Below are 24,031 nucleotides of genomic sequence, written 5' to 3'. Positions count from 1 at the left end.
TTTACAAAAAAAAAGAAGGCAGTAAATTAAACCGCCTCCTTTATATAGCTCTAGCCAAGTATTGTCCTTATTAATTTATCTACCATCTTTGGAGTTCTGTCATACAGATCCTGCATGAATACCCTCTCCATGTACTTGTGATAATCCTTGCCCCAAGGACCAAGGTTTATAACTGGCATAGAGAGCTCCTTCATAGTCTCAAGGGGTATATAATAGGTGTCCTTCCAAAGCATCATGTTATCTTCAATATAGCCGATGTTTTCCTTATCTACCTCAAACATTGCATAGGATAGGTCTGATATCCCCGTGAAATAATTTTGAGTGTAGCATTCCTGCCCCCAGTTATTCTTCGCCAATTCCTCAACAGCTTCCATACCCTTATCTATCCTCGGCTTCATATCAGGAAGCATAAGATTGTTGACGTTTGGATAGTATGGTGGTGCGAGGGCAATTACGACCATAGGTGACATGTCGCTGACAAACTCAAGTGTCTTTTCAATTATTCTATATGCTGCATTTATTGTTGTAAGTTTTTGATCCTGGATCTCTTGTTTGATCCCCTGCATCATTTCTTCCATTGCTTTTATGAATTCTTCACCTGAGTCTGCTATAGCCTGTTTATAAAGCTCCCCATAAAGCTTGACGTTTGTTTTCCAAGGCAGTTTGGCTTCCTCTTCTCCTTTTAGCTCAAGGTATTTAGCATAGCTTGAGTTAAGATCTTCAATGACCTTATCAAAGGATTCCTCTGAAATCCTTCTTATAGCCTCGAAAATATCCTTAGGAGGCTTAGCCAAGGTCAATATACTCATATATCCTGCAGCAGCCATTGGAAGGCTCACATCATAGACTTCCTTCCTGTCCTTTGAATAAAGCCATGTAGGAGGTGGTGTAACAGTGTTTCCCACTCTTTCCAGAAATTCAGGATTTACTTCAGTTCTTCTGACTATCTCCGCTAAAAGATTTACCGGGTTAAAGCCCTGGAATATATGTCCTACGTGAGTTAGCTTTCCTCTAACATAGACTACAGGCATAAGCTTTCCTACCGAACCATCATAGAAAGTCTGTACTTCAGGGTTGACTCTGTCGTGAGGTTCAACGTTAAGCATCAGTACAAAATCCAATCCGTGTTTTTCCTTTAGCTCCTTCAGTAGGGGGATAGCCCCTCTCATTCCAGCTGATAGATTTTCTTCATCAGGTACAGCTATAAAAAGAAGATTTCCTTTGAAGCCTTCTTCATCCATATACTCTTCAAGGAGTGACAGGTGGATCGCTGCTCCGCCCTTCATGTCGGCAACGCCTCTTCCAAAAAGCCACTCACCGCTATCCAGATCCTTCTTCGCATCCTCTGTCAGCTCTAGCTTTCCTTCTCTAAGCTTTTCCATCAGTTTTTCCGGGAAGTAGGCTAGATCCTTTAATGGTCCATAAACATCTGTATCGACTATGTCTGAGTGATGGATCAACACTATTGTGTCGCTTCCTTCCCCCTTAAGCAAGCACCATGGCACTGTTCTGTCCAGATGATCGTTTTCTATTGGATAGAATCCTGAGTGATCTGGGTTGTTCCTTAGGTATTCCTGCTCTCCAAACCATTTCTTGTAAAATACCTGGTTGTTATTCTCAAGCTTAGTACTGGTATGTGTAACCGTAGCAACATAATCCATCACATTTCTTTCAATTCTCTTTTGTCTGTTCAAGCCTCTCAACTCCTTTATAATTTAACTCCCCATCATATTCTACCAGTATTGCGTTAACACTTCAATTACGAAAAAAACCCCGAGATTATCGGGGCCGTCTAATCCATGTTGTCAGGTATCAACACCAGCCATTTACTTAACGATCAGCACTGATGTTTTGATGTGGTGGATAACTTTATCAGAAACGCTTCCCAGAAGTGTTCTAGAAAAAGCCCCCAAACCTCTGCTTCCCATGATCAGCAGGTCAAAGTCTCCTTCTTCAGCATACTTTACAATTTCATCAACAATATCGCCAGTCTTGTAAACTGTGGAGAATTTGCCGGGGAAGCCCTCGAATATCTCCTCAGCCTCCTTAAGTACATTCTGAGCATGGGAAATTGCAGTTTTACCAAGCTCTGTCTTTAATTCCCTGTTCTGAACATACACATTGTCCCAGATATTCGCCACGGTAATTACCACTACCTCACTATTTAGTGAGGTCGCCAGCTGTTTTGCCTTGAATATCGCCTTCTTAGAATACTTCGATCCATCTGCCGCAACCAAGATCCTATTCATTCGACTCCCTCCCCTACTACACATTTGTAGGACCGCCTTATGAATAATATAACTGTCACAATATAAATACCCTTATTGAGAAAAAAATCTCAAAACTCATCATTTATCCTGATAATTGGGCTTATAGCTACCGATTGCTCAAGCTCATATTGGTCTTCCCAGATCTGTTCTTAAGATTTCACCATTTCCAAACGCAATTTTACCATTTATTATCACATACTCGATACCTTGTGGTGGCTTTAGGGGATCCTCAAAATCAGCGGTATCAATTACTGATATTGGGTCAAATATCGTTATATCTGCATCACTTCCTACCGATAGATTCCCTTTAGCTATTCCAAGTCTAGCAGCAGGAAGTGCCGTCATTTTTTTAATTGCATCATAAAGAATCAAAGTACCTTGCTCCCTGACATATTTACCCAAAATCCTTGGAAAGGTTCCAGCAGCTCTTGGGTGACCATTCCCCTCATTTAGCATACCATCGCTTGCTATTATGACTCTGGGATGCTTCAGAGCAAGATCAATTTCGTGTGATTTCATAACGTGGGCGATGATAAGATACTCTGGATGATTATTCCTTATATCCAAAAAACTATTTTCATCAAGTGACTTGCCACGATATGTACCTTGAGTAGCCTGCAAAGCATCATACTCACATCCATATCTCTCCAAAAAACCATCGTCGAAGGTAGTCGAGCCTGCAAGTGTAGCAAATGCGTCGTAAGGATAGCAGTCTACCCCAATGTCGATTCCTGAAGCACAGAGACCGTCTATGAGCGTAAGGGCTTCCTCCATCTGTCCATAAGCTGCCATACTCCCGATATGTGATATTTGAAGCTTTACCCCTATTTTCTCCGATATGGATGAAAGTTCTTTAATAGATGGTATTACCTGCTTTGCATCATCTCGTACATGAGCCGCCAGAAGTTTCTTCTTTTCAGAAACAACTAATGAAAGCCTTTCAAGTTCAATATCATCTAATCCCGGAATATATCTCACACCGAAGGAAAGGCCTAGAGTACCTCCTTCAAGTTCCTTATTGAGCTTTTCAGACATCCTTTCAATAGTATCCTTGCCCACCTTCTCATATCTGTCAAATTCTCCAAATGCTGCTCTGAGATTACTATGTGATGAAAGCAGCCCTATATTTATCGGGTAACCTAGTCTATTTACCAGAGAGAGATACTCTATCGGGTCTGCTGGACCTAAGCCACAATTGCCGCCTATGGCAGTAGTAACTCCCATCCTCAGCATACTGAGGGAAATGCAATGTCTAAATCCCTCTCCTGAGCTTTCGATTGGATCCTCGTGCATGTGAATATCAATAAATCCAGGGGATACGATATAACTCGAGCAGTCTATGATATTTTTGCCAACCAAAGCATCAGCAGTTACAGCTGCAATTTTACCCTCAAGTACTCCTACATTCAGCTTGCTCATGACCTTATTTGCAGGGTCAATTACTAATCCATTTAACAGCACCAGATCAAGCACAATTATCACCTACCCTTCAATAGACAGATCATAGCAAAGCTTTGCAGTCTTTCTATAAAAATCCTCTGTCATCTGTACGTTGGTCCCATATGCTGCGAAGCATATAACATAGGGTTTTTCTGAGAATACCAGTGCGACATCGTTTGTTATACCATCGTCTTCGCCTGTTTTATGTGCTATTTTTATTCCTTTTGGTATAAAATAAGGGATCTTATGATTCAACTGCTGTTTTTTCATGATATCCAGCATAGCAATGCTGGCTTTTTCAGATATAAGTTGTCCATTATATAGTTTTTCAAGGAATATTCCCATTTCCTTTGGAGATATGTAGTTTTCTTTGCCTTTTTTTTGTTCCTCGGAATCAAAAAGTAATCTATTCAGTTTTGTAATATCGAATCCCAGCTCCTCTATGCTGGTATTTATAGCATCCATACCAAGCAGCCTTATCAGAATATTTGTTGCTGTATTGTCACTTTGAATTATCATGAGTACGCATAGATCCATAAGATTAACCCTTAAACCATCATGCATGTAAGTCAATGACCCGCAGCTAGGGAGCTTATCCTCTTTGTTTATTTCGATGATTTGGTCAAAACTGATTTTCCCTTGATTCTCCTGTTTAAAGGCCTCCAGAAGAACCAAAAGCTTGATGACACTAGCAGCCAAGTATGGCTCATCATCTCTTATACCGAAGCTTTTTCCGGTTGTAAGGTCCTTGTAATAAACTCCTACATTTCCTTGAAGCTCCTCCATCATTTTCATAACAAGCTCTTTCATCCCTCAATACCTCCCACTGATACATAATCAAAACTCTATCGACCTGTTCTCCTTATCTAAGACGAAGGTCCTGAACCTACCTCCAAAGCGGTTAATGATCAGCTCCTCAATCGAATTCAAAGCCCTGTCAAGTGAATGATCCCCATTTCCTCCAAAACCAACAAGCTGAAAAATTAGGTGATTGCTCTCAAGATCTGTCTTACCCAGCTCACTTTGCCTCCATAGCCACTTCCTGGTTTGTACCACACTGCCGCTGGTAAATACTATTTCTCCAGGCTCCACGACCTCATAATCAACTTCACCGAATGGAAGGAATGTATCCCCTTGCCTGCTGAACCTTACCTCCAGGTCCTCCTTAATATCGTCGAGATCATGTGCCCCTAAGGAAATCATCTCTTCTACGGCAACTGCATTGCACAGGTCTACTAATGCGTTTATAAGCGGCAGCTGGCCACCCTTGATTATCCTCTTATACATCGCTTCGACTGAAGCCATGTACTTGTTTGGATTGATGCCTGCCTTGGTCATTATATCCCTGTACAATGATACATTTCTCAGATCCCTGATTTCTTCAGCCTTTATGCTGGCCCTCATCTTTTCTTCAGCACTTCTTAGCCTGGCTTCATCCTCAGGAGTTGTCTCTGAGTTCTTGATCCCCTCTCCGATTATGATCCCAAACCTTAGGTCAGGATTGATTTCAAAGACTGTTTTATCAACCGTGTACTTCATTTGATCACTTCCTAATGTCATTTTCCTATGATTATAGCACAGCTTTAAATAAATATCACATGGAAGCAAACAAAAAGTTACACCTCGAATATTAGATTTTCTTCTAACATTCGAGGTGCACTAAATCCATGAACATATTTACCTTTGGGATTTATCGTATGGTATACCTTCAGCCTTTGGTGCTCTCGACCTCTTTGATGTGAAGGCAAGTACGATCATAGTAGCCAGATATGGTAGCATTTTGTAATAGGTTTGATTTATTCCAAGGTCTGCGAGGAAAGGAATGAGAGATACTGAATACGCAAGTGTTCTAAGAAAAGCAAAGAACATTGCGGCTAAGAAAATCCTTACTGGCTTCCATTGGCCAAAGATCATAACAGCAAGTGCCAGGAATCCAAAGCCCGCCACGCCGGAATGGCCGCTTACATTACCGTCCATTACGCCTACAGAGTAAAAGAATCCCCCTATTCCACCTAGTACTCCCGATATGCTGACTCCGGCATACCTCATCTTATAAACATTTATACCGACTGAATCTGCTGCATGCGGATGCTCTCCGCATGCCATAAGCCTTAGTCCAAACCTCGTTTTGTAAAGGAGTATGATAGCGATGATTAAAAAAACGAAGCCTATCATTACTGTCAGATACGTCCTTTGAAAAAACATTGGCCCAATTATTGGAAGCTTACCTAAGATTGGTATCTCCCTTATATAAAAGTTCATATTTGTTGTTATGCCATCACTATTAAAAAACATTTTTGAAAATAGAAGTATCACTGCAGGTATCAGCATGTTAAGCGATGTCCCTGTTATGACCTGGTTAGCCTTCATAGTAACAGATGCAAATGACAGCAGAAGCGAGTAGATAAGACCTGCTATTGCTGCAACAAGCATTCCAAGAAGCAGTATCGTTTGTGGTCCCATTCCTGATTTTTGAACAAAGTATACAAAGAGAGCGCCAAAGAATGCACCAAACAGCATAATTCCCTCAAGCGCAATATTTACGACTCCACTTCTTTCACTGAACATACCGCCAAGTGCTACAAGAAGCAGTGGAATCCCAACAGGAAGCATATTCTGAATCAAATAATATACGGTATCCATTATTCTGCCTCCTTCTCTTCAGAATCTGCATCCTCTTCTGACAAAATACTATTTTCAGTGGTTTTATCCCCTTTGCCAAGTCGTTTCTTAACGAATGATGCTGCTGCATGGTTCATTATCATTGCAAAGGCTGAGAAATATATTATTACTGCGATAACAATGTCAATTATCTCAGGCTTATAGCCTACAAGACTTGCCAGGGTACCCCCTCTTTGGATGTAAGATATGAACAATGCCGAAAAAATTGTCCCTATCGGGTGTGCACTTCCCAGCAAAGCAACCGCTATACCGTTGAAGCCGTTGGCAGCAATAATATTTACTGGTTCGTAGGTCATACTGCTGCCTGCGATGGCTGATGGTGCCAGAATTGCAAAGGCTCCGCCCAAACCAGCAAGGCCTCCGGCAATCGCCATTGTTATGATTATATTAGTTTTCCCCTTCATTCCGGCATATTCTGCAGCAAACTTGTTGAACCCTGTTGCCTTTAGCTCGTAGCCAAAGGTGGTCTTCTGAAGTACGATATATAGAACTATCCCGAAAACAATTGCAAATATTATCCCAAGATTAACGTTGGATCCAGGTATGCCCAATGAAGGGATCTGTACTTCCGAAGGCAAGTAATTGGTTCTGGTCTTTGTGGATATATACATTGCCGAGTTTCCCTGGATAAGCATATCTACAAGATACATCCCAATATAATTGAACATTATTGATGTTATTACCTCATTGACGTTCATCAGTGCTTTGAAAATGCCTGGGATAAGGCCCCAAAGCAAGCCTCCGAGCATACCGGCTATTATCGCTGCTATCCAGTGCGTAATTCCTGGCAGATCCCACATGAATCCGACGTAAAGAGCAAAGAACATACCCATGGTATACTGTCCAGAGGCACCTATGTTGAACAAGCCCATTTTAAAGGCAAATCCTACCGCCAGACCAGTCATAAGGATAGGCGTTGCAAAGTAGAACACATCCCCTATTCTTCCGAGGCCTCCCATCAATACATATCTGAATCCGGCGACAGCATTTGCAGGGGCTGCTGCCAGCATTACAAGAAACCCGAAAATAAGCCCCAAGACAATAGCCATCAGGGCAGAGGTAAAGGAACCAAAGCCTGGTAATCCGGTTATTTTCTTTATATCAAATTTTTGTTTTATGGATGAGTTGTTGTTATCCTGCATTCTTGATCTCCTTAGGTGTGTCTCGTTTTGCACCTGACATATAGAGCCCCAGCTCCTGAACAGTGGTGGACTTTGGATCCAGCTCCCCAACTATTTCGCCTTCATACATCACAAGGATCCTGTCGCTTACATTCATTACCTCTTCCAGCTCCAGAGATACCAGGAGAACTGCCTTACCTGAATCTCTTCGTTCGACAAGCTGTTTGTGGATATACTCTATTGCTCCTACATCAAGACCTCTCGTGGGCTGTACAGCGACGAGAAGCTCATGTTCCTTGTCTATTTCTCGGGCAATTATGGCCTTTTGCTGATTGCCCCCTGAAATGCTTCTTGCGGAAGTCACAGGTCCCTGCCCGCTTCTTACGTCAAATTTTTTGATCAGCTTTTCAGCATATTTTCTCATCTCATCGAACTTAATGAAGCCTTTTTTCTGAAATTGCGGCTGCCAATATCTCTGCAGGACAAGGTTTTCTTCAAGGCTATAATCCAACACCAAACCGTGTTTGTGTCTGTCCTCAGGTATATGGCTCATACCAGATACCGATCGTTCCCTAATTGAAGCTTTGCTTATATCCTTCCCACAAAGCATGATAGAACCTGAGACAAGCTTCTCCAGGCCTGTAAGTGCATGTACAAACTCGGTTTGGCCATTTCCGTCGATACCAGCCAGACATACTATCTCACCAGCCCGAACATCGAAGGACACTCCCCTGACAGAATTATTCTTATGAGTCTTGGAGGCTACAGTTACGTCTCTGACCGAAAGCACCACATCTCCTGGGGTACGAGCTTCCTTATCAACTGAAAAGCTAATGTCTCTTCCAACCATCATCCTGGAAAGCTCTTCTTTAGTGGTCTCCTTCACTTCAACTGTCCCTACGTACTTACCCTTTCTAAGGACTGTACACCTGTCGGCAACCTCCACGATCTCATTGAGCTTATGGGTAATAAATAGAATTGATTTTCCTTCTGCAGCAAAGCCCTTCATTATCTGAAGCAGCTCCTTGATCTCCTGAGGAGTCAGTACAGCAGTGGGCTCGTCAAAAATAAGGATCTCATTATCTCTGTAGAGCATTTTAAGTATTTCAACTCTTTGCTGCATACCAACAGTGATATCCTCGATTAAAGCATCAGGGTCTACCTTCAATCCATATTTCTGACTTAATGCTACTACCTTCTCCTTGGCTTCCTGTTTTTGAAGAAATCCCATTTTATTAGGTTCGACCCCAAGTATAATGTTTTCCAATACGGTGAATATTTCCACCAGTTTAAAGTGTTGGTGGACCATACCTATGCCTAGGGCGTTGGCATCATTTGGATTGTTTATCTTGACTGGCTGTCCGTTCATTCTGATTTCGCCCTTCTCGGGCTGGTAAAGGCCAAAAAGCACGCTCATAAGAGTAGACTTGCCCGCACCATTTTCACCAAGTAAGGCGTGTATTTCACCCTTCTTTAGTCGTAAGGTGATGTCGTCGTTGGCCACGATACCTGGAAATTCCTTTGTGATGTTAAGCATTTCAATAATATAATTTTCCACGTCGACCTCTTCTTATCCAATATATTTTTTGTAAGCTTACCTCCGCCAATAAGTGGCAGAAAACATATAAATATAGATTATGATACCCAAAACCTGACGTTTTGTAAACCACTCGCAATACATTCTCCCTTTAAGATATGTAAAAAGGGGGAAACTTTCGCCTCCCCCGTTTACTTCCTCCATAAGGCTTTGGCCAATATGGATATTTTCTGATATTAAATTATCTGGTTGTTACAGCTACCTTCGCAAGACCAAGACCTGAAGTAAGTTCATCCGCAGTTGCATATCCTGTTGCATCAGCAACGTCTATTGTACGGATAACTTCTACTTCACCTGCTGCAAGCTTTCCAAACAAATCGTCATAAGCTGCTTTATCAAAGCTTGAGAATCTGTCGAAAGCGTCAGCTCCCTCTTCGCCTATAACTTCAGTAGGAAGTCCAACTCCATTGTTAGCAGCATTGAAGTAGGTCGTCTTACCACCAAAGTCTGCCCAACTGTCAGTTTTATAAATTGACTCAAGTACGCTGATTACTGAAGGTGCAAGACCCTTTGTTGCTGAAGTTATGACTGTATCACTGTCGTATCTTTGGTCAACGTCAACGCCTATTACCTTAGCTCCAGCCTCTGATGCTGCTGACATAACGCTCTTGCCAACTGCTCCTCCGGCTGCAAATATAACCTCTACACCTTCCTGATACATAGTTCTCGCTGTAGCTTTATTAGTATCGTTTTCTTCAAAGTTTCCTGTGTAGTGATAAGTGGCTTTTATCGATCCATCTGCCAATCCCATCTCAGCAGCTGCATCCTCAGCTCCTTGGAGGAAACCATATCCAAATGCCTGTACTGCAGGAACTGCCATACCACCCATGAATCCTAGATCCTTCATGCCATCCATAACTGCAGCATAGCCAGCCAGATAGCCTGATTGCTCTTCAGCATACATGATACTTGCTACGTTTTCCTTTGTTTCAAAGGTTGCATAGTCAGCAGTGTGTGGTGCTCCATCAAGAAGTATGAACTTAACTTCCGGATATTTGGTTTGTGCTTCGTAAATTGGAACCTCAAAGAGGAATCCAGGAGTAACAACTACCTTTGCACCGCCTGTAACTGCCAGGTCAATTGCTGCCAGGTAACCTGCATCTGATGCTTCCTCAGGTTTGATGTAGGTGTGTGAGATGCCTTCTGCTTCCGCAAAGGCTACTACGCCTTCCCAAGCACCTTGGTTGAATGACTTGTCGTCGATGTTACCCTTATCGGTGATCAGAGCAATCTCTGCTCCAGTATCTGCAGCTGGTTGGCTGCATCCTGCCAAGCTCATAACCACCAACATGATTGCCATAGCAATCGCCAGTACTCTTTTCATTATTTTACCCCCCTAATCTGGTTCTTTGTATTGTGTCTCTGTGTAAATTATATCCCTAAACCGTCGATATTACAATACCTTCCAAAGGTATGACCCTCGAAATTTGGGATTGCAGAGCCACTTCAACATGTTAATGATACCCACAAAATCAATTTTTCAACAATCTACTTACTCCGGTAAACCAAAATAATGAAATAAATCGTCAATAAGTACACTATAGGTTTGTATTTCATTGAACTTTATTTTATTGAATCCATATTTTGTTAAATTCAGTAAAATTTGACTAGATTACTGGTATAATAATATACATGATATAGTAGGAATCATAACAGGAGGTGTAGAGATTGGATAAGGTAAAGGAGTACTTAACTTTTTTCAAGGATTTTTTTGGAGCAGCAACTGATTTTAACAGAAGGTCCAGGGAGATTATGGTAAAGGAAGCCCATGATGTAATGGACGAGTTTATTCTTCTCTGTTATGGGGACCTCTTGGGCATACCAATTCCTACCACCTATTATTCCCTTGAGATCCTGCCATTGATAGCAGAGGATCTTGAAGGCTGGCAATTCAGGATGATAAGCAAGATGTATATTTGGCAGCAAAAATGGGCTGACTACGGCTTTGATGCATAGGGAGGAACGATATGAATAAAATTGTATTTTTTGGAGGAAAAGGCGGAGTCGGAAAGACTACCTGCAGTGCATCCTATGCTCTTCATTCAGCAAAGAAAGGTTTTAAAACTTTATTGGTTTCCACTGACCCGGCTCATTCCACATCTGATATCTTTGGTAAACAGATAACTGAATCTATAAGCCAGCTATTGCCTAATCTGGACGCTATTGAGATCAGTGGAGAAAAAGAAAGCAATCTCTACATGAATCGGGTAAGAGAGAGTCTTAAAAATGTTGTAAGCCCGGTCATAGTTGCAGAGATAAACAAGCAGATAGATGCGGCTGCTATATCACCCGGTACTGAGGAAGCCGCCCTGTTCGACAAGATGATAGAGATAATAGTCCTGGAGAGCAATCATTACGACAGGATCATTTTTGATACCGCGCCTACCGGTCACACTGTAAGGCTGCTTACGCTTCCGGAGCTTTTAGGAGGATGGCTTGAGTCACTTATTGAAAAAAGAAAGAAGTCCATCTCAATAATGTCTATGGCTATGAATCAAGCAAAGAAAACAGAAGAAAATATTGGTAAGGATGGAGTGATAAAGATACTTCAGGCAAGATATGACAGGATCAGCCAGGCTAAGAAAATCATGATGGATGATAAGCTTCTATCCTTTATGTTTGTCATAAACGCTGAAAAGCTTCCTATCGACGAAACCAGAAAGGCTATCGAAATTCTGGAGAAGTATAATATCCTGGTTGATGGAGTTGTTGTAAACAAGATTCTCCCTGAGGATATGACTGATGAGTTCTGGATCAGCAAGAAAAAGGATGAGCAAATGTACCTAGAGATGATCAGGGAAACCTTCAAGGGCAAAAAAATATATACTCTCCCCATGTTGAAAAGTGATGTGAAGGCTGATAATATTGAGGTCATGGCAGAAAAATTCAGCGAGCTAGAGAAATAATATTTCTCAAGACCCTTGCTTTATTCCTATTTCTGTGATATGCTTAGCAAGAACTTAATCGGTACAAGGTAAACAGTAACTTTTTCAATACTTGCTATTCATAATAGTAACGAGTATCGGGAATTTGAAACTGAATTACTGAAGTCGTTTTAAGAAATATAATTTATGGAGGTACTCATTATGAATGGTACAGTAAAATGGTTTAACGCAGAAAAAGGATTTGGATTTATCACAGGAGAAGACGGAAAAGACGTTTTCGCTCACTTCTCACAAATCAAAAAAGACGGCTTCAAGACTCTTGAAGAAGGTCAAGCAGTTTCATTCGACGTTGTAGAAGGCCAAAAAGGTCTTCAAGCTGAGAATATAGTTACTCTTTAATCCAGAGACAAACTACCCCCGGAGATTACTCCGGGGGTTTCTGTTTTTTGTATTCCTTACATTCTGCTGGATGCATCCTGAGCTAAAGTCGATCTCAGACATTCATCCGGAAGCATTGTCAATTGAAAGCAAAGCTCGCTGCCCTTCATCTTTTCTGAAGCATAGCTCAGCCCGTTGGTTTTTTCATCCAGAAGAGGATGATCTATCTGCTGAGGATCTCCTAAAAGTACCACCTTCGTGCCTTTACCAACCCTTGTTATGATTCCCTTGACCTGCTTTGGAGTAAGGTTCTGTGCTTCATCGATAATTAAATATGTATTTGTTATTGAACGGCCTCTTATGAAGTTCATGGCCTCAGCTACAATGATCCCTCTATAGAAAAGCTCATCTATTTTATCCCTTAACTGTTTTTCATTCTTATATCTTTCGTTTTCATTCCTGTCGACAAGTATCTCAAGATTATCTATTACTGGTCTTAGGTAAGGGGCTATCTTCTCCTCCTCTGTACCGGGAAGAAAACCGATATCCTCATCAAATTGTACGTTTGGTCTCGTTATGAGTATCTTTCTGTAGCGCTTTGAAGACGGCTCATAGGTATGCTGGAGCCCGACTGCCAGTGAGTAGAAGGTTTTTGCTGTACCAGCTGTTCCCTTTATAATTACCAAGGGCGCAACGTCTGCATCCTGCATTAGAGCTTCCTGAAGGAATCTCTGTCCTACATTCTTTGGCTTTACTCCGAAGGGTTCCTCGTTGATACTCCTTAAAGGAACAATTTTAGAGCCGTCAAACCGTCCAAGGAGAGTTTTCTTTTCATTGGTTTCAGAGTGCAAAATGAAAAATTGATTAGGAATCGGTTCGACAGGAATCCTCTCAAATCCCTTTACGGTAAATATACTTTCAGGATTTATGCCTTTCTTCTTAAAGTCTGCCATTGCCCTATCACTGGTATAGGCATCCATTCTCCCTGTATATTGCTTTTCGAATACAGGCGATTGCTCTGTGGTAAAGTCCTCAGCAACAACACCCATCATCTGAGCCTTCAATCTTACAATAATATCCTTAGTTACAAGAATCAGGTTTTCGTCGTCATCCATAAGGCCTTTACATACCTTTAATATCCTGTTGTCGTTTGAATCATGGTGGAAGCCTTGAGGGATGTCTACGTTGGAGTAATTAGTTTCAATTTTGATAAGTCCTCCGTTTTCCAGAGGGACTCCTTCGTATAGGTTCCCCTTAAGCCGGAGATTTTCCAGATAACGAATCGCCTGGCGTGCATTTGCTCCACGTTCAGCATCGTCATTTTTAAGCTTATCAAGCTCTTCCAGAACGGCAACTGGTAAAACAACCTTATTATCCTCAAAAGAGGACAGAGCTAATGGAGACTGAATGATGACATTAGTGTCAAGAACGTAGGTTTTCTTCATCTTGCACCTCCATATTAGATTCACCACTATACCACTACTTATATTTTACACTAAAGCGGTCAACAAATAAATCGATTGGGTGTAAATTTTACCCAATCCATTCCTTGATGACGTGACAGTGATTGTAGTCCATATTTTTTGCCGAGGTCAATAGAGTGACATTAGAGCTTAATAGCTTTCCCTTGATAGTTTCCTTAATGTTTTCATTCGACGGATTATTTTCAAGCTCCATAAGGTATTTATCCCTGAAGCATGAAGCATCGCCTGAATTGTGGTATTCCTTTCTTAGTTCGTTGCTCGGTGCAATTTCCTTTGCCCACGTATCCAGCATCGCTTTCTCCTTCGTTATTCCTCTTGCCCAGAGCCTGTCGACCAGTATTCTGAAACCGTCATTTTCCTCAGGCTCATCATAAATCCGTTTGATTCTTATTTCGTACATAATGACCTCCTTTGGTCTAAGAACTTATCCCCCGGTTGCTCAAATATATCACAAACTGCTTCCCCATCAGTACCAGGCATCTCAATACCAAGTATTGCAGCAAGCGTTGGTGCGACATCTACCATATCCATTTCTCTGATGTCAAAATTCTTTCTTAAACCTGATCCAGATGCAACAAAGCAACAGCTATATCCAGGCTTCTTTGGCGAGTAGCCATGAGTTGCATGTCCTATTCCTGACTTACTTAAGTCCTCAACTATTTCGGAGCTGATAGAGTCTGCGAATTCATAACCCTCTTTTGCCTCTACCACCCAATTAACGCCTTCCCCGACCCTCATCGAGTCCAATGTATTTCTGTCTAATATCGCTTCAATACCAAGTTCCTCTTTTTCAAAAGCAATCCTAAGTACTTGCAACGCTTCCTCTTCTGCTGATTCTTCCCCTGGTTTTATATGCAAATAGGCACAGCCATCTGCAGATTGAAGATATGCTTTCCATTCGTAGTCTTCTCCACTTCTACTTATTAACCCGTTATCAAGCAACAGATTGTTAAGGTGAACCTTGTATTTTACATCAAGCTGTCCATGGTCACCCAGAATGATAATTGTGGTTTGATTTGTTAAACCTGCAGCTTCAATTGAATTTACTATCGATCCTATTCTCTTGTCCATTCTTCCGATAGCTTCCTTAGCCTCATCAGATTTAGCTCCAAACCGATGCTTGGTGTCATCAAGATCGATGAGATGCAAAAGCATTAAACCAGGTTTTTTTGTTTTTATAGTGTGACATGCACACATTGTAGAAAAGTCATCGAGCTCAGGTTGATTGACTCCATTCCTGTACTTGCCAAATCTCAACTCCATTTCAAGGCTGTAGAATGGATTCCCATTTCGAAGTATCTTTAGAATCTGGTTTTCCCCTCTTACAGCAGCAAGCTCTGGGAGATTGTATTTTATATCAGCCCTTCCGGTCACTGGCCATAGAATACCTGCAACTACAAAGCCATTCTTCCTAGCCAGCTCATATATAGTCGGAACCTTGATATCTTTTCTGTACCAGTGCCAGTATTGGTCCTTCTCTTCAACAAACGGCTGCAGCGGATTATTGTGGAATACTCCATGCCTGTCAGGCCAGCAGCCTGTAACTATTGTGGAATGGACCACATAGGTAAGGCTTGGGTATACGCTTCTGAGTCTGGTTGAATAAGAGCCATTATCAATCAACCTCTTCAGATTTGGCAGATTCCTTGCAAAGTCCCAATCAGATATTGAGAAAGAGTCATAGGATATAACGATCATGTGATCAATATTTCTCTTCGATTTCTGCATTATTTGCACCTCAGCTTCCTAGTATTCTATTCTGCCTTCGTCCTTGGGAAGCTTAAGAAACACCACTAATCCTCCAATGAATAGTGGTATTATAGAAAAGATACTGTACTGTGCATTTCCTGTTATATCTGTCGTCAAAGCCATAAGGGCTGGTCCAATTATTGCGGCAAACTTTCCAAAAATATTGTAGAAGCCAAAGAACTCGTTGGAGTTCTGCTTTGGTATGATCTTTGCGAAATAAGACCTGCTTAATGCCTGTATTCCGCCTTGAGCAGAGCCTATAAGCGCACCAAGGATGAATATATGCCAGACTGAGGAGATAAAGTAAGCTGCTATACATGCTATTATATAAGTCACTATTCCAACTATTATCATGGCTCTGGCTGAGTATTTCTTTGCCAGGTTGCCATAAAGGATCGCAAATGGAAAGGCTATGATTTGAATAACCAGAAGTATGCCAAGAAGAGTGAATGTGTCCAAGGCATTACTTCCGAGTACGCTGGTAGCATAAGGAACTACCATTTTGATTATGGTATCCACTCCGTCTATATATAAAAAATATGCTATCAGGAAAAGAAATACAGTTTTATGCTGTCTTATATTTCCGAATGTGGTCATAAGTCTTCTAAAGCTGTTTTTTACGGGATCCGGTTCCGGTTCAACATAATATACCTGCTTGACATTTTTCAATATCGGGATGGTGAGAATACCCCACCATAATGCTGTGATCACGAATCCAATCTGATATCCTGCTGGGTTATCCATTCCCATCAGCAATACTACCAGGAGGCTGATACCAAATGGGATCACGCTAAATATATATCCAAAGGCGTAACCTCTTGTTGATACCTTATCCATCCTTTCGTCCGCAGATACGTCAACGAGAAATGAATCATAGAAAATATTGGATCCGGCAAATCCAATTGATGTCATTATGTAGAATAGTGCCAACAGCTGCCACAGTCCACTTGCAGGAGGAATAAATGCCAGCGCCGCAGTGAAAAGTATTCCTATGGCAGCGAAAAATGCAAAAAATTTCTTTTTCATACCCTTATAATCAGCAATCGTACCCAATACCGGACTTATTACAGCCACGATCATACTGGCTATTGTGTTGAAATATCCCAGGTCCATACTGCTTTGGACATTTTTGAACATCCCAAACACTACAGGTAAAAGGGCTGTGGTTATAGCTATTGAGTATGCTGAGTTACCACAGTCGTAAAGTATCCATGATTTTTCTTCCTTGGTGAGCTTCATCTTAAACTCCTCCCAAAATATTATCGTTATAAACAGTGTAGCAGAAAAATTCAAATTATTCGACTATTGCAAAGGATACTTTGGATTAAATTTAAGTAAAATATTGGGTATCATATAGAAGAGGTGATATGTATGCACTTAAGTGATATCCTCGAGGGGCTTAGGGATACGGCTGACGAGGAGGTAAGACTTGAACTAATGGAAGAGTTATATTGGGCAGAGTATGGAGCTGAATCATCTGTGAATGTCCTGAATGCTTTGTCCGAGCTGCTACTAAGGTCAGAATCTATAGGGGAGTATGCAGCAGTTCAAAAGCTTTATTCAAATCCTGAAGGAGCTCTACTAGATTTTTATCAGGATCTAATAATAAAGCTATATAAAAAAGATCCCTTGAAATTTATAAAGGCTTCCACTGAATACCCGGACGAAGGTCTCAACGTCCTTTATATTTTCAGGAACAAGGGCTTTTTTGATGACTACAAGGCAGAGGAGAAGAGACTTTTAATGCTTGCTGATTCAGAAGATTCAAGAGGAATGATAACGAAGTTTTTCAGGATGTATGACAGTCTATGTCATACCTGAGTATAATTGTCTAAGGCGTGTCCTAAAAGAAGTGAGGTTGCCGACGCAACCTCACTTCTATATTTTATTAAGTCTGAAATTATCCATCATTTCTCCAGTCAGGCTTATTCCCAGCTCATTTGGAGGTATCTCCTCCCTTTCCATCCACACTGCCGTTTCCAGCTCATCCTCATCCAAAATTATTGTATCTTCTCCATCCAGTTCAGCGTAAAAGCCTGCCAGCAATGTATCGGTGAAGGGCCATGGCTGGCTTTTGTAAAAGCTCAGGTTCTTTACTTTAAGACCAACCTCCTCTATTACCTCTCTGTGAACTGTCTGCTCAAGGGATTCTCCGACCTCTGCGAAGCCAGCTATGAGAGCATATCTGGTGTAAGCTCTCCCGGCATATTTTGTAAGAAGCAGCTTACTGCCATTATGAACTGCAACTATGACACAAGGTGATATTGTAGGATAGACCGAAAATCCACAGCTATTGCAATGGAGCATCCTTTCTCTGTCAGAAGGCTCTAAAATGCTTCCGCATTTGCTGCAGTACCTATGATTCTCATACCATCTGTTCAATTGCCACCCAATAGCCCCTGCGAATGATCGCCAATACTTAGGCTCTGTCCTGAACCTTCCTGTGTTGGCATAGACCCAGCCTATATTCCCATCAAGCCCCTTATCCTCAACCAGAAAATAGTTGATTTCGTCTATTGAGAATAGGTACTGTGCTCTTTCCATCAAGGATGGGTCAAAGGATTTAAAGTCATCGAAGGAAGGATACCAGAGTTTCTCTTTGTCTTCCCTTACAAGCACAGAGTCTCCGTTATATGCTAAAAAAAGATCAAACAAGCCAGGCTTCTTTGGGTCATATTTATTATTAAATACTCTTGGTTCAATATCGTGTATCATGTCAACCTCCTTAAGACTATGCCCTAGCCAATGGTCTAGACTTAGCAAATGCCAGTATCAGACCAAGAGCTAGAGACAGGGACGCTGCAAAAAGTACCTTATACTCCGGTGGAAGCAAGAAGGTTATAGTATGAGCCGGGATCCAGAACAGTGGCAGCGTCTTCATAATTACGAAAGATAGGAATCCATTCCAATCTATAGCCTCTGCTATAGCAGCTATAGTTGGTCTTGTACCTTGATTTTTATAAATAAGGTCGATATATGTGTCCGTTATTTTGTGAGTACCCATAAGCATAGGGGCAAAAGTCGTGTTTAGGAGAGTACTTACCAGGAAGGCATACACCAGCCTTCCGCCATTTGGCAATAAACCCTTTGCCTGAGCCGAAGCTACACCGCTGCCATAGATCTCAAAAGCCAGGACTATAAGCATGCCAAGTAGTCCCCATATAATAGCTCGGTAGGGAATACCCTTTGGTAAACCTACCCAGTCTTTCTTCATGATTCTTACTGCCAGCAACTCCCCCATGGTAGCTAATATCGAGAATTTAATGAATCCTGAAATATAAGGAAGTTTTCCTGTAAATTCCATGAATAATTTATTTGTTGCAGGAGCTGCTATGAAACCGACTATGGCTATCATAATTACAGCCCATATAAAATCTCCTTTTTTCATCAACATTCCTCCAGTTTGCTATATTTTGAATGTTATATCTCTTAATATGATAGCCTTCCGGTATTTTATTGTCAACGGATCCAGATATTGCTTCGAGAAAAAGAAAAGGCACAGAAGCTCTCGCTCCTGCACCTGGATGATTGTTCATAGAATTATTAAATTGTACCCAGAGATCTTAGTTTCTCGAGTTCTTCCTCGCTATACCCCAGGAGTTCAGAGTATATCTCCTCATTATGCTCTCCCACAAGAGGAATTCTCTGCTTTCTATCTCCAGGTGTCTTGGACATTTTAAACACCGAACCACCAAGCTTTACTTTACCTGACAGAGGCTGCTCTACCTCCACTATCATTTCCCGATGAAGTATTTGAGGATCATTGGCCACTTGGTCAAATGTAGGAACATTTGAGCATGGCACCTTGAATTTTCTCAATTCCGAAACAGCCTCATCAACTGTTCTTTCCATTAGCCAATCGTTAAGGATACCCTCAACCTCCTCCATATGCTTGACTCTTAAAACTCGCGTCATGAACCTTTCATCGTTGCTAAGGTCATCTCTGCCCAAGGCCTTAAGTACATTTTGCCACTGGTCATCAGTTATTGTGCAAATAACTACATAACCATCCTTTGCCTTATATGAGCCAAAGGGAGTCGAGCTGCTAAGCTTATTCCCGAACCTTTTAGGCGTTGACAAAGTATCAAAGTAATTCGCTCGATCCGGGAAAACCATCGCCCAGATACCATCCTGCATTGAAATGTCTATTTGCTGACCTTCACCAGTCATCGTTCTGTAGTGAAGAGCAGCCAATATGGCTATCGATGCATTATAGCCCCCCATATAATCAGCTAATGATACTCCTACCTTCAAAGGCTCTCCATTCTCGTAACCAGTGACACTCATCAAGCCCCCCATAGCCTGACCTACCATGTCGTAGGTAACCTCATCTCGACGTGGTCCGGTCTGTCCAAATCCTGAGATGGAAGCATAGATAATCCCGGGATTTATAGTGCTGGCTGCTTCATATCCAAGCCCAAGCTTCTCCAGTACTCCAGGAGCAAAATTCTCAACTAAGATGTCACACTCAGCTACTAATTTTTTTGCTATTTCAAGTCCCTCAGGGTTCTTCATGTTCAAGGTTACGCTTTTCTTACCGCGATTATAAGCAAAAAACTGGTATGATTCTCCCTTGGGGGTCATAGGCGCTGCTTTCCTTTCAGGCTCTCCTGACCCTGGTCTCTCTACCTTCAAAATTTCAGCTCCCAACTCGCAAAGAACAGACGTACAGTGGGGTCCTGAAAGATACTGGGTAAAATCCAATACCTTAACACCCTCCAATGCCTTTTTCATATTGCATCTCTCCCTATTCAGGTTTTCTGGTCAGCACAAAAAAACGGCATGACCGTTATCAGGTGGAATGGGAAGGAATTCTCCCCAAATCGAAAATATGATAAGAAATCCTTAGAGTCAAGGCATGCAATGGTTGGCGGCCAAGTCAACCATTGATGTTAACACTGAACGTGTCCCTTCCCCTATATATTATCATTGATTTTTATGGATAACAATCCTTATTATGCAAATATTTGAAAAATTGTGTTTGTGAGATACTAAGCCCTCTTAACAAGTATTGAACTTATAACATACATACCGGTAATTATCGCCATGATCACCCAAACACCTGCAAAGCCAACCCATTGGACTGCCAAGCTTGAAATTAGAGAGGATACAATTAATCCTATTTGTATCACAAATGAGTAAAGAGATAAAATACTAGCTCTTATGCTAGATGGAGTAAGGCTGTTTATTATGGTCAGCTCAGCAATATTTCCTAAACCGAGGATCAAATAGAAAATTGTGTAGAATGATATATAGCCTACTTTTGATGTTTGGAGTGCAAATAATACCAGTGAAGCACCAAGCAAGCCTCTGCTGAGGATATGGATCCAGAGTTTCGTTTTATCTTGCCCTGCCAATATCCTTTGGGCAAGGAAATTACCTCCGGATACAGCTGAGAAACCTAAAAACATTATTATACCAAGCATCCAATTGCTCTCTTTACTCCCACTGACCCGAATGAACGCAGGCTGCCAGTAAGTTTCGACAGAAGACAATGCAAGGCCTACTATAAACCCTCCTGCTATAGCTATTGCAAATGCCCTGCTTGTTAAAACGATTTTAATGCCTTCTCTTATATGCTCCTTGAATGGCATTCTATTTTCACTGGTATGTGATATCTCCTCTATGGAAAGTGCTGCAAGGCCCATAACTAGAATAATTGATACCGTCCTGATTATTAGGTTTACGGAATATCCTTCGCCAAGGTGTGCCAGAAAACCTCCACATATACTCCCCAGAGATAAACCCACAGCCTCAAGTATTGATAACCTGGCAGTTATCCTTGGTAAGCCTTGATTACCATGTTTTACAACGGCTTGGTCTATTATTAAAGCATCCAGGCTTCCGGACGCAAATGCCCTACCCATGCCATAGAGTGCAATAGATAAAAATAACAAGATAATGCTTTCCTTGGCTAAGAATAGCAAAATAAAGGAAATTGTATTGAAAAAACCTGAAAGTACAAAAACTCGCTTTCTGCCGATCATATCTGCACAGATCCCGCTCGGGATTTCAAATAGAAGTATCACAGCTGCCATAACCATGTATAATAGAGGCAGAGTCTGATAGCTCGCTCCTCTATCAAGCAGCATAAGATTAAGGACTGGTGCCAGTAAGCCGGCTGAGAAATGATTCAAAAATATCAACAATTGGACTATCCATTTCATCGATTATTACTCCTGTAACTTGTATCATATAGTATCAATGCATATTCCCAAGGTGATTTTTCTTTGGAAGGAGTTGAATGATCATCAATATAATCCCTTATTATCGACATCAATTCTGCAGAATCCTCCTGGCTCAAATGAACAATACCTGTTAGTATATCTCCGTGTGCAGCTAATTTCTCTGTTATCACTGGATTTCCCTTCACGAATTCTTCCAAATGTGAATTAAATCTATCATATACCCCAGATATGCTTGCCTGCATTATCGCTTTTCTCTGAGGTGAAGTGCCGTCACTGGATTCAAGACCTATTTGGACAGTCACGTTCGATGCTCTATAGAACCTGGCATTTATACCATTTATGACCTCAGTGTGGGACAATTCTATCAGGTTCAAGCTCAAGAGCTTTTTAATATGATGCTGTACTCCTGAGGCTGATATACCAACTCTATCAGAGAGCGTTTTGGGAGTCATCGGATCGCTGCTAATGGATAATATTCTTAGGATTTCTTGTCTGGTCGGATTCATATAAATATTTAAGTCTTCTTTTGTTGATAGGATTATCTTTCTCATTTCAATCCTCCTCAAATCATTAATAACCCTTCGTTACATTTAATATATCATTACGCTTCATGTAACGTCAACTAAAAAATATCCCCCATTGTATGATTTCAATGAGGGCATGGCTCTATCTGCAAAATACAATTAGTGCATCTCTTAGAAATTCTGCTCCACCTTGTACTATAGAATCATAATGCCTTTTAAATCTTTCATCAACAACATACATTTCTGCAAGACCTATATGAGCATCCTTAGTATAATCAGCCCAGAAAAAGCCAAGCCAAGCTTTATGAAGTGTGCAAGCTTTTTGGGCAATTGGTCCGGATGGATCTCCAGCTTCAACAGCTTCTCTTAATGTGTTGTTAAACTCCTCGGTTAACAGGTTAAGCTCCTCGTAATCATCCTTAGACATTCCAGCAAGTGTTTCGTTGCTCCGGTCAACTACTTCATCTCCGTACTTTTCCCTCACTTCCTTGCCATGTTTTTTCTCATTCTCTACTATCAACTCCTTGGTAAATCCTTTGAATTTTTCCTTGTCGCTCATCTCTGTCTCTCCTTTCATTGCAGCTATTGCATTTTCAACATTTTTGATCAGGATTTCCACTCTGTCTTTCCTGGAATAAAGTTCCCTCAGATGGTTACTGAGGCTTAAAACTTGGTCAAAGTCATCAGATCCCAATAATGTTCTTATTTTCTCCAGAGGCACTTCTAATTCTCTAAAGAGTAATATCTGATGGAGCCTATCCACTTCATGCCTTCCGTATAATCTATATCCATTGTCATCGACATGCAGTGGTTTCAATAGGTCGATTCTGTCATAGTACCTCAAGGTTCTTGGAGTTACTCCCGCCAGATATGCAAGCTCACTTACTTTATATTCCATAAATACCACCTCTCAGTAATTTTTATAAGTATCATACTCATAATATAAACCTTTACGCAACGTCAATGTCAACATAAAAATAAAGTCGAAAAAAGCTGTTAACCTTTTCCGACCTTACTTTTATACTAATAAACTGAATTTTATTCTTAAATTTACTTATTGATCCTTGCAGCTATATCTATAGTTCTCTTAGCTTGGTGCTTAACAGCTGCTTCAACATCCTCAACCATTTTCCCGTCCTGGCCTATAGATACTGAAGTCCCGTAAGGATTGCCACCCGCTCCAAATAATACTGGATCAGTATATCCAGGAGCTGCCACTATTGCACCCCAGTGATACATCATTGTGTATAAGGACAGAATTGTTGCCTCTTGACCACCATGGGGGTTTTGTGCAGACGTCATTGCGCTTACTACCTTGTTAACTGTCTTACCTTGCGCCCAAAGTCCTCCCTGAGTGTCCAGGAATTGCTTCATTTGTGATGCCATTACTCCAAATCTTGTTGGAACGCTGAATATTATTGCATCAGCCCACTCTATATCTGCAGATGTTGCAGTTGGTACGTCCTTTGTTGCTTCTTGTGTAGCTTTCCAAACTGGGTTATTGTCTACAACTGATTGTGGTGCAAGCTCAGGAACCTTCAAAATTCTAACCTCTGCACCTGTCTCTTTCGCTCCCTCAGCAGCCCACTTGGCCAGCTGGTAATTTGATCCACCCATACTATAATATATCACTGCTAATTTAACGTTACTCATTTTACACTCTCCTCTTATTATTATTATTGTTTTATACTATTTAGTATATTACTAATTAGC

The 24,031-nt window shown here is 41.2% G+C and carries 24 protein-coding genes; 4 read left to right on the top strand and 20 right to left on the bottom strand.

The annotated features are described in order from the left end of the window. Positions 1 to 50 precede the first annotated feature (50 nt). The 9 genes from AC4PHB_RS02200 to AC4PHB_RS02160 all read right to left on the bottom strand — a co-directional run bounded on the left by AC4PHB_RS02200 (position 51) and on the right by AC4PHB_RS02160 (position 10,434). Complete coding sequence (locus AC4PHB_RS02200; RefSeq protein WP_492137033.1) at positions 51 to 1,694, bottom strand: M20/M25/M40 family metallo-hydrolase; 1,644 nt, start codon at positions 1,692 to 1,694, stop codon at positions 51 to 53. Positions 1,695 to 1,826: 132 nt separating this feature from the next. Beyond that, the gene (locus AC4PHB_RS02195) at positions 1,827 to 2,249 is read right to left on the bottom strand and encodes a universal stress protein (protein ID WP_492137032.1); all 423 of its coding nucleotides are present in this window, start codon (positions 2,247 to 2,249) and stop codon (positions 1,827 to 1,829) included. Positions 2,250 to 2,393: 144 nt separating this feature from the next. Then, positions 2,394 to 3,752: an amidohydrolase family protein gene (locus AC4PHB_RS02190; RefSeq protein ID WP_492137031.1), complete on the bottom strand. Its 1,359-nt coding sequence runs from the start codon at positions 3,750 to 3,752 to the stop codon at positions 2,394 to 2,396. Further along, on the bottom strand, positions 3,753 to 4,520 hold the full coding sequence (locus tag AC4PHB_RS02185; protein ID WP_492137030.1) for a serine hydrolase: 768 nt from the start codon (positions 4,518 to 4,520) through the stop codon (positions 3,753 to 3,755). Positions 4,521 to 4,547: 27 nt separating this feature from the next. Continuing rightward, positions 4,548 to 5,249 (bottom strand): B3/B4 domain-containing protein, encoded by a 702-nt coding sequence (locus AC4PHB_RS02180; RefSeq protein WP_492137029.1) that lies wholly within the window; start codon positions 5,247 to 5,249, stop codon positions 4,548 to 4,550. A gap of 138 nt (positions 5,250 to 5,387) precedes the next feature. Then, the gene (locus AC4PHB_RS02175; RefSeq protein ID WP_492137028.1) at positions 5,388 to 6,353 is read right to left on the bottom strand and encodes an ABC transporter permease; all 966 of its coding nucleotides are present in this window, start codon (positions 6,351 to 6,353) and stop codon (positions 5,388 to 5,390) included. Beyond that, complete coding sequence (locus tag AC4PHB_RS02170) at positions 6,353 to 7,534, bottom strand: ABC transporter permease (RefSeq protein ID WP_492137027.1); 1,182 nt, start codon at positions 7,532 to 7,534, stop codon at positions 6,353 to 6,355. The genes AC4PHB_RS02175 and AC4PHB_RS02170 overlap by 1 nt, the downstream gene beginning before the upstream one ends. After that, on the bottom strand, positions 7,524 to 9,071 hold the full coding sequence (locus AC4PHB_RS02165) for an ABC transporter ATP-binding protein (RefSeq protein WP_492137026.1): 1,548 nt from the start codon (positions 9,069 to 9,071) through the stop codon (positions 7,524 to 7,526). Before AC4PHB_RS02165 ends, AC4PHB_RS02170 begins: the two co-directional genes overlap by 11 nt. 220 nt (positions 9,072 to 9,291) lie before the next feature. After that, a complete protein-coding gene (locus tag AC4PHB_RS02160) occupies positions 9,292 to 10,434 on the bottom strand; it encodes a BMP family lipoprotein (protein WP_492137025.1) in 1,143 nt (380 codons plus the stop codon). Between the two features lie 344 nt (positions 10,435 to 10,778). On the opposite strand from AC4PHB_RS02160, the gene AC4PHB_RS02155 reads away from it, so the two are divergent. The 3 genes from AC4PHB_RS02155 (at position 10,779) to AC4PHB_RS02145 (ending at position 12,394) form a co-directional block, all read left to right on the top strand. Beyond that, positions 10,779 to 11,066, top strand: a complete 288-nt coding sequence (locus AC4PHB_RS02155) for a DUF7990 family protein (RefSeq protein ID WP_492137024.1) — start codon at positions 10,779 to 10,781, stop codon at positions 11,064 to 11,066. A gap of 11 nt (positions 11,067 to 11,077) precedes the next feature. Then, positions 11,078 to 12,016 (top strand): ArsA family ATPase, encoded by a 939-nt coding sequence (locus AC4PHB_RS02150; protein WP_492137023.1) that lies wholly within the window; start codon positions 11,078 to 11,080, stop codon positions 12,014 to 12,016. Positions 12,017 to 12,196: 180 nt separating this feature from the next. Beyond that, a complete protein-coding gene (locus AC4PHB_RS02145; protein WP_164906070.1) occupies positions 12,197 to 12,394 on the top strand; it encodes a cold-shock protein in 198 nt (65 codons plus the stop codon). A 56-nt stretch (positions 12,395 to 12,450) separates the two neighbouring features. Here AC4PHB_RS02145 and AC4PHB_RS02140 read toward each other — a convergent pair whose 3' ends face one another. The 4 genes from AC4PHB_RS02140 to AC4PHB_RS02125 all read right to left on the bottom strand — a co-directional run bounded on the left by AC4PHB_RS02140 (position 12,451) and on the right by AC4PHB_RS02125 (position 16,845). Next, positions 12,451 to 13,818: a PhoH family protein gene (locus AC4PHB_RS02140; protein ID WP_492137022.1), complete on the bottom strand. Its 1,368-nt coding sequence runs from the start codon at positions 13,816 to 13,818 to the stop codon at positions 12,451 to 12,453. An 88-nt stretch (positions 13,819 to 13,906) separates the two neighbouring features. After that, complete coding sequence (locus tag AC4PHB_RS02135) at positions 13,907 to 14,257, bottom strand: DUF488 domain-containing protein (RefSeq protein ID WP_492137021.1); 351 nt, start codon at positions 14,255 to 14,257, stop codon at positions 13,907 to 13,909. Further along, complete coding sequence (locus AC4PHB_RS02130; RefSeq protein WP_492137020.1) at positions 14,245 to 15,585, bottom strand: alkaline phosphatase family protein; 1,341 nt, start codon at positions 15,583 to 15,585, stop codon at positions 14,245 to 14,247. The genes AC4PHB_RS02135 and AC4PHB_RS02130 overlap by 13 nt, the downstream gene beginning before the upstream one ends. A gap of 18 nt (positions 15,586 to 15,603) precedes the next feature. Continuing rightward, entirely contained in the window at positions 15,604 to 16,845 is a 1,242-nt protein-coding gene (locus tag AC4PHB_RS02125; RefSeq protein WP_492137019.1) for an MFS transporter, read from the bottom strand. A gap of 132 nt (positions 16,846 to 16,977) precedes the next feature. On the opposite strand from AC4PHB_RS02125, the gene AC4PHB_RS02120 reads away from it, so the two are divergent. Next, a complete protein-coding gene (locus tag AC4PHB_RS02120) occupies positions 16,978 to 17,427 on the top strand; it encodes a hypothetical protein (RefSeq protein ID WP_492137018.1) in 450 nt (149 codons plus the stop codon). A gap of 57 nt (positions 17,428 to 17,484) precedes the next feature. Here the strand turns inward: AC4PHB_RS02120 and nudC are convergent, their stop codons facing one another. The 7 genes from nudC to wrbA form a co-directional block, all read right to left on the bottom strand. Next, positions 17,485 to 18,321, bottom strand: a complete 837-nt coding sequence (gene nudC / locus AC4PHB_RS02115) for an NAD(+) diphosphatase (protein WP_492137017.1) — start codon at positions 18,319 to 18,321, stop codon at positions 17,485 to 17,487. A 16-nt stretch (positions 18,322 to 18,337) separates the two neighbouring features. Next, on the bottom strand, positions 18,338 to 18,994 hold the full coding sequence (locus AC4PHB_RS02110; RefSeq protein WP_492137016.1) for a hypothetical protein: 657 nt from the start codon (positions 18,992 to 18,994) through the stop codon (positions 18,338 to 18,340). 155 nt (positions 18,995 to 19,149) lie between these two features. Beyond that, complete coding sequence (locus AC4PHB_RS02105; protein WP_492137015.1) at positions 19,150 to 20,340, bottom strand: CaiB/BaiF CoA transferase family protein; 1,191 nt, start codon at positions 20,338 to 20,340, stop codon at positions 19,150 to 19,152. 257 nt (positions 20,341 to 20,597) lie between these two features. Further along, a complete protein-coding gene (locus tag AC4PHB_RS02100) occupies positions 20,598 to 21,773 on the bottom strand; it encodes an MFS transporter (protein WP_492137014.1) in 1,176 nt (391 codons plus the stop codon). Further along, positions 21,770 to 22,345: an ArsR/SmtB family transcription factor gene (locus tag AC4PHB_RS02095; RefSeq protein WP_492137013.1), complete on the bottom strand. Its 576-nt coding sequence runs from the start codon at positions 22,343 to 22,345 to the stop codon at positions 21,770 to 21,772. Before AC4PHB_RS02095 ends, AC4PHB_RS02100 begins: the two co-directional genes overlap by 4 nt. Positions 22,346 to 22,460: 115 nt before the next feature. Then, positions 22,461 to 23,216 carry a MerR family transcriptional regulator gene (locus AC4PHB_RS02090; RefSeq protein ID WP_492137012.1) on the bottom strand — a complete coding sequence of 252 codons (756 nt, stop codon included), beginning with the start codon at positions 23,214 to 23,216 and terminating at the stop codon, positions 22,461 to 22,463. 152 nt (positions 23,217 to 23,368) lie between these two features. After that, positions 23,369 to 23,971 (bottom strand): NAD(P)H:quinone oxidoreductase, encoded by a 603-nt coding sequence (gene wrbA / locus AC4PHB_RS02085; protein ID WP_492137011.1) that lies wholly within the window; start codon positions 23,969 to 23,971, stop codon positions 23,369 to 23,371. Positions 23,972 to 24,031: the final 60 nt, after the last annotated feature.

The organism is Gudongella sp. QWL-04 (genome assembly GCF_058683975.1).
The sequence above is the reverse complement of the archived record's forward strand: the minus strand, read 5'-3'. Positions and strand labels throughout refer to the sequence as shown.

Coding starts and splice junctions, on each gene's coding strand:
- AC4PHB_RS02150 (WP_492137023.1), top strand. CDS start 11,078: ATGAATAAAATTGTATTTTTTGGAGGAAAAGGCGGAGTCGGAAAGACT.
- AC4PHB_RS02100 (WP_492137014.1), bottom strand. CDS start 21,773: ATGAAATGGATAGTCCAATTGTTGATATTTTTGAATCATTTCTCAGCC.
- AC4PHB_RS02145 (WP_164906070.1), top strand. CDS start 12,197: ATGAATGGTACAGTAAAATGGTTTAACGCAGAAAAAGGATTTGGATTT.
- AC4PHB_RS02105 (WP_492137015.1), bottom strand. CDS start 20,340: ATGAAAAAGGCATTGGAGGGTGTTAAGGTATTGGATTTTACCCAGTAT.
- AC4PHB_RS02140 (WP_492137022.1), bottom strand. CDS start 13,818: ATGAAGAAAACCTACGTTCTTGACACTAATGTCATCATTCAGTCTCCA.
- AC4PHB_RS02180 (WP_492137029.1), bottom strand. CDS start 5,249: ATGAAGTACACGGTTGATAAAACAGTCTTTGAAATCAATCCTGACCTA.
- AC4PHB_RS02170 (WP_492137027.1), bottom strand. CDS start 7,534: ATGCAGGATAACAACAACTCATCCATAAAACAAAAATTTGATATAAAG.
- AC4PHB_RS02195 (WP_492137032.1), bottom strand. CDS start 2,249: ATGAATAGGATCTTGGTTGCGGCAGATGGATCGAAGTATTCTAAGAAG.
- AC4PHB_RS02120 (WP_492137018.1), top strand. CDS start 16,978: ATGCACTTAAGTGATATCCTCGAGGGGCTTAGGGATACGGCTGACGAG.
- AC4PHB_RS02175 (WP_492137028.1), bottom strand. CDS start 6,353: ATGGATACCGTATATTATTTGATTCAGAATATGCTTCCTGTTGGGATT.
- nudC (WP_492137017.1), bottom strand. CDS start 18,321: ATGATACACGATATTGAACCAAGAGTATTTAATAATAAATATGACCCA.
- AC4PHB_RS02110 (WP_492137016.1), bottom strand. CDS start 18,994: ATGAAAAAAGGAGATTTTATATGGGCTGTAATTATGATAGCCATAGTC.
- AC4PHB_RS02160 (WP_492137025.1), bottom strand. CDS start 10,434: ATGAAAAGAGTACTGGCGATTGCTATGGCAATCATGTTGGTGGTTATG.
- AC4PHB_RS02125 (WP_492137019.1), bottom strand. CDS start 16,845: ATGAAGCTCACCAAGGAAGAAAAATCATGGATACTTTACGACTGTGGT.
- AC4PHB_RS02185 (WP_492137030.1), bottom strand. CDS start 4,520: ATGAAAGAGCTTGTTATGAAAATGATGGAGGAGCTTCAAGGAAATGTA.
- AC4PHB_RS02130 (WP_492137020.1), bottom strand. CDS start 15,585: ATGCAGAAATCGAAGAGAAATATTGATCACATGATCGTTATATCCTAT.
- wrbA (WP_492137011.1), bottom strand. CDS start 23,971: ATGAGTAACGTTAAATTAGCAGTGATATATTATAGTATGGGTGGATCA.
- AC4PHB_RS02090 (WP_492137012.1), bottom strand. CDS start 23,216: ATGGAATATAAAGTAAGTGAGCTTGCATATCTGGCGGGAGTAACTCCA.
- AC4PHB_RS02095 (WP_492137013.1), bottom strand. CDS start 22,345: ATGAGAAAGATAATCCTATCAACAAAAGAAGACTTAAATATTTATATG.
- AC4PHB_RS02135 (WP_492137021.1), bottom strand. CDS start 14,257: ATGTACGAAATAAGAATCAAACGGATTTATGATGAGCCTGAGGAAAAT.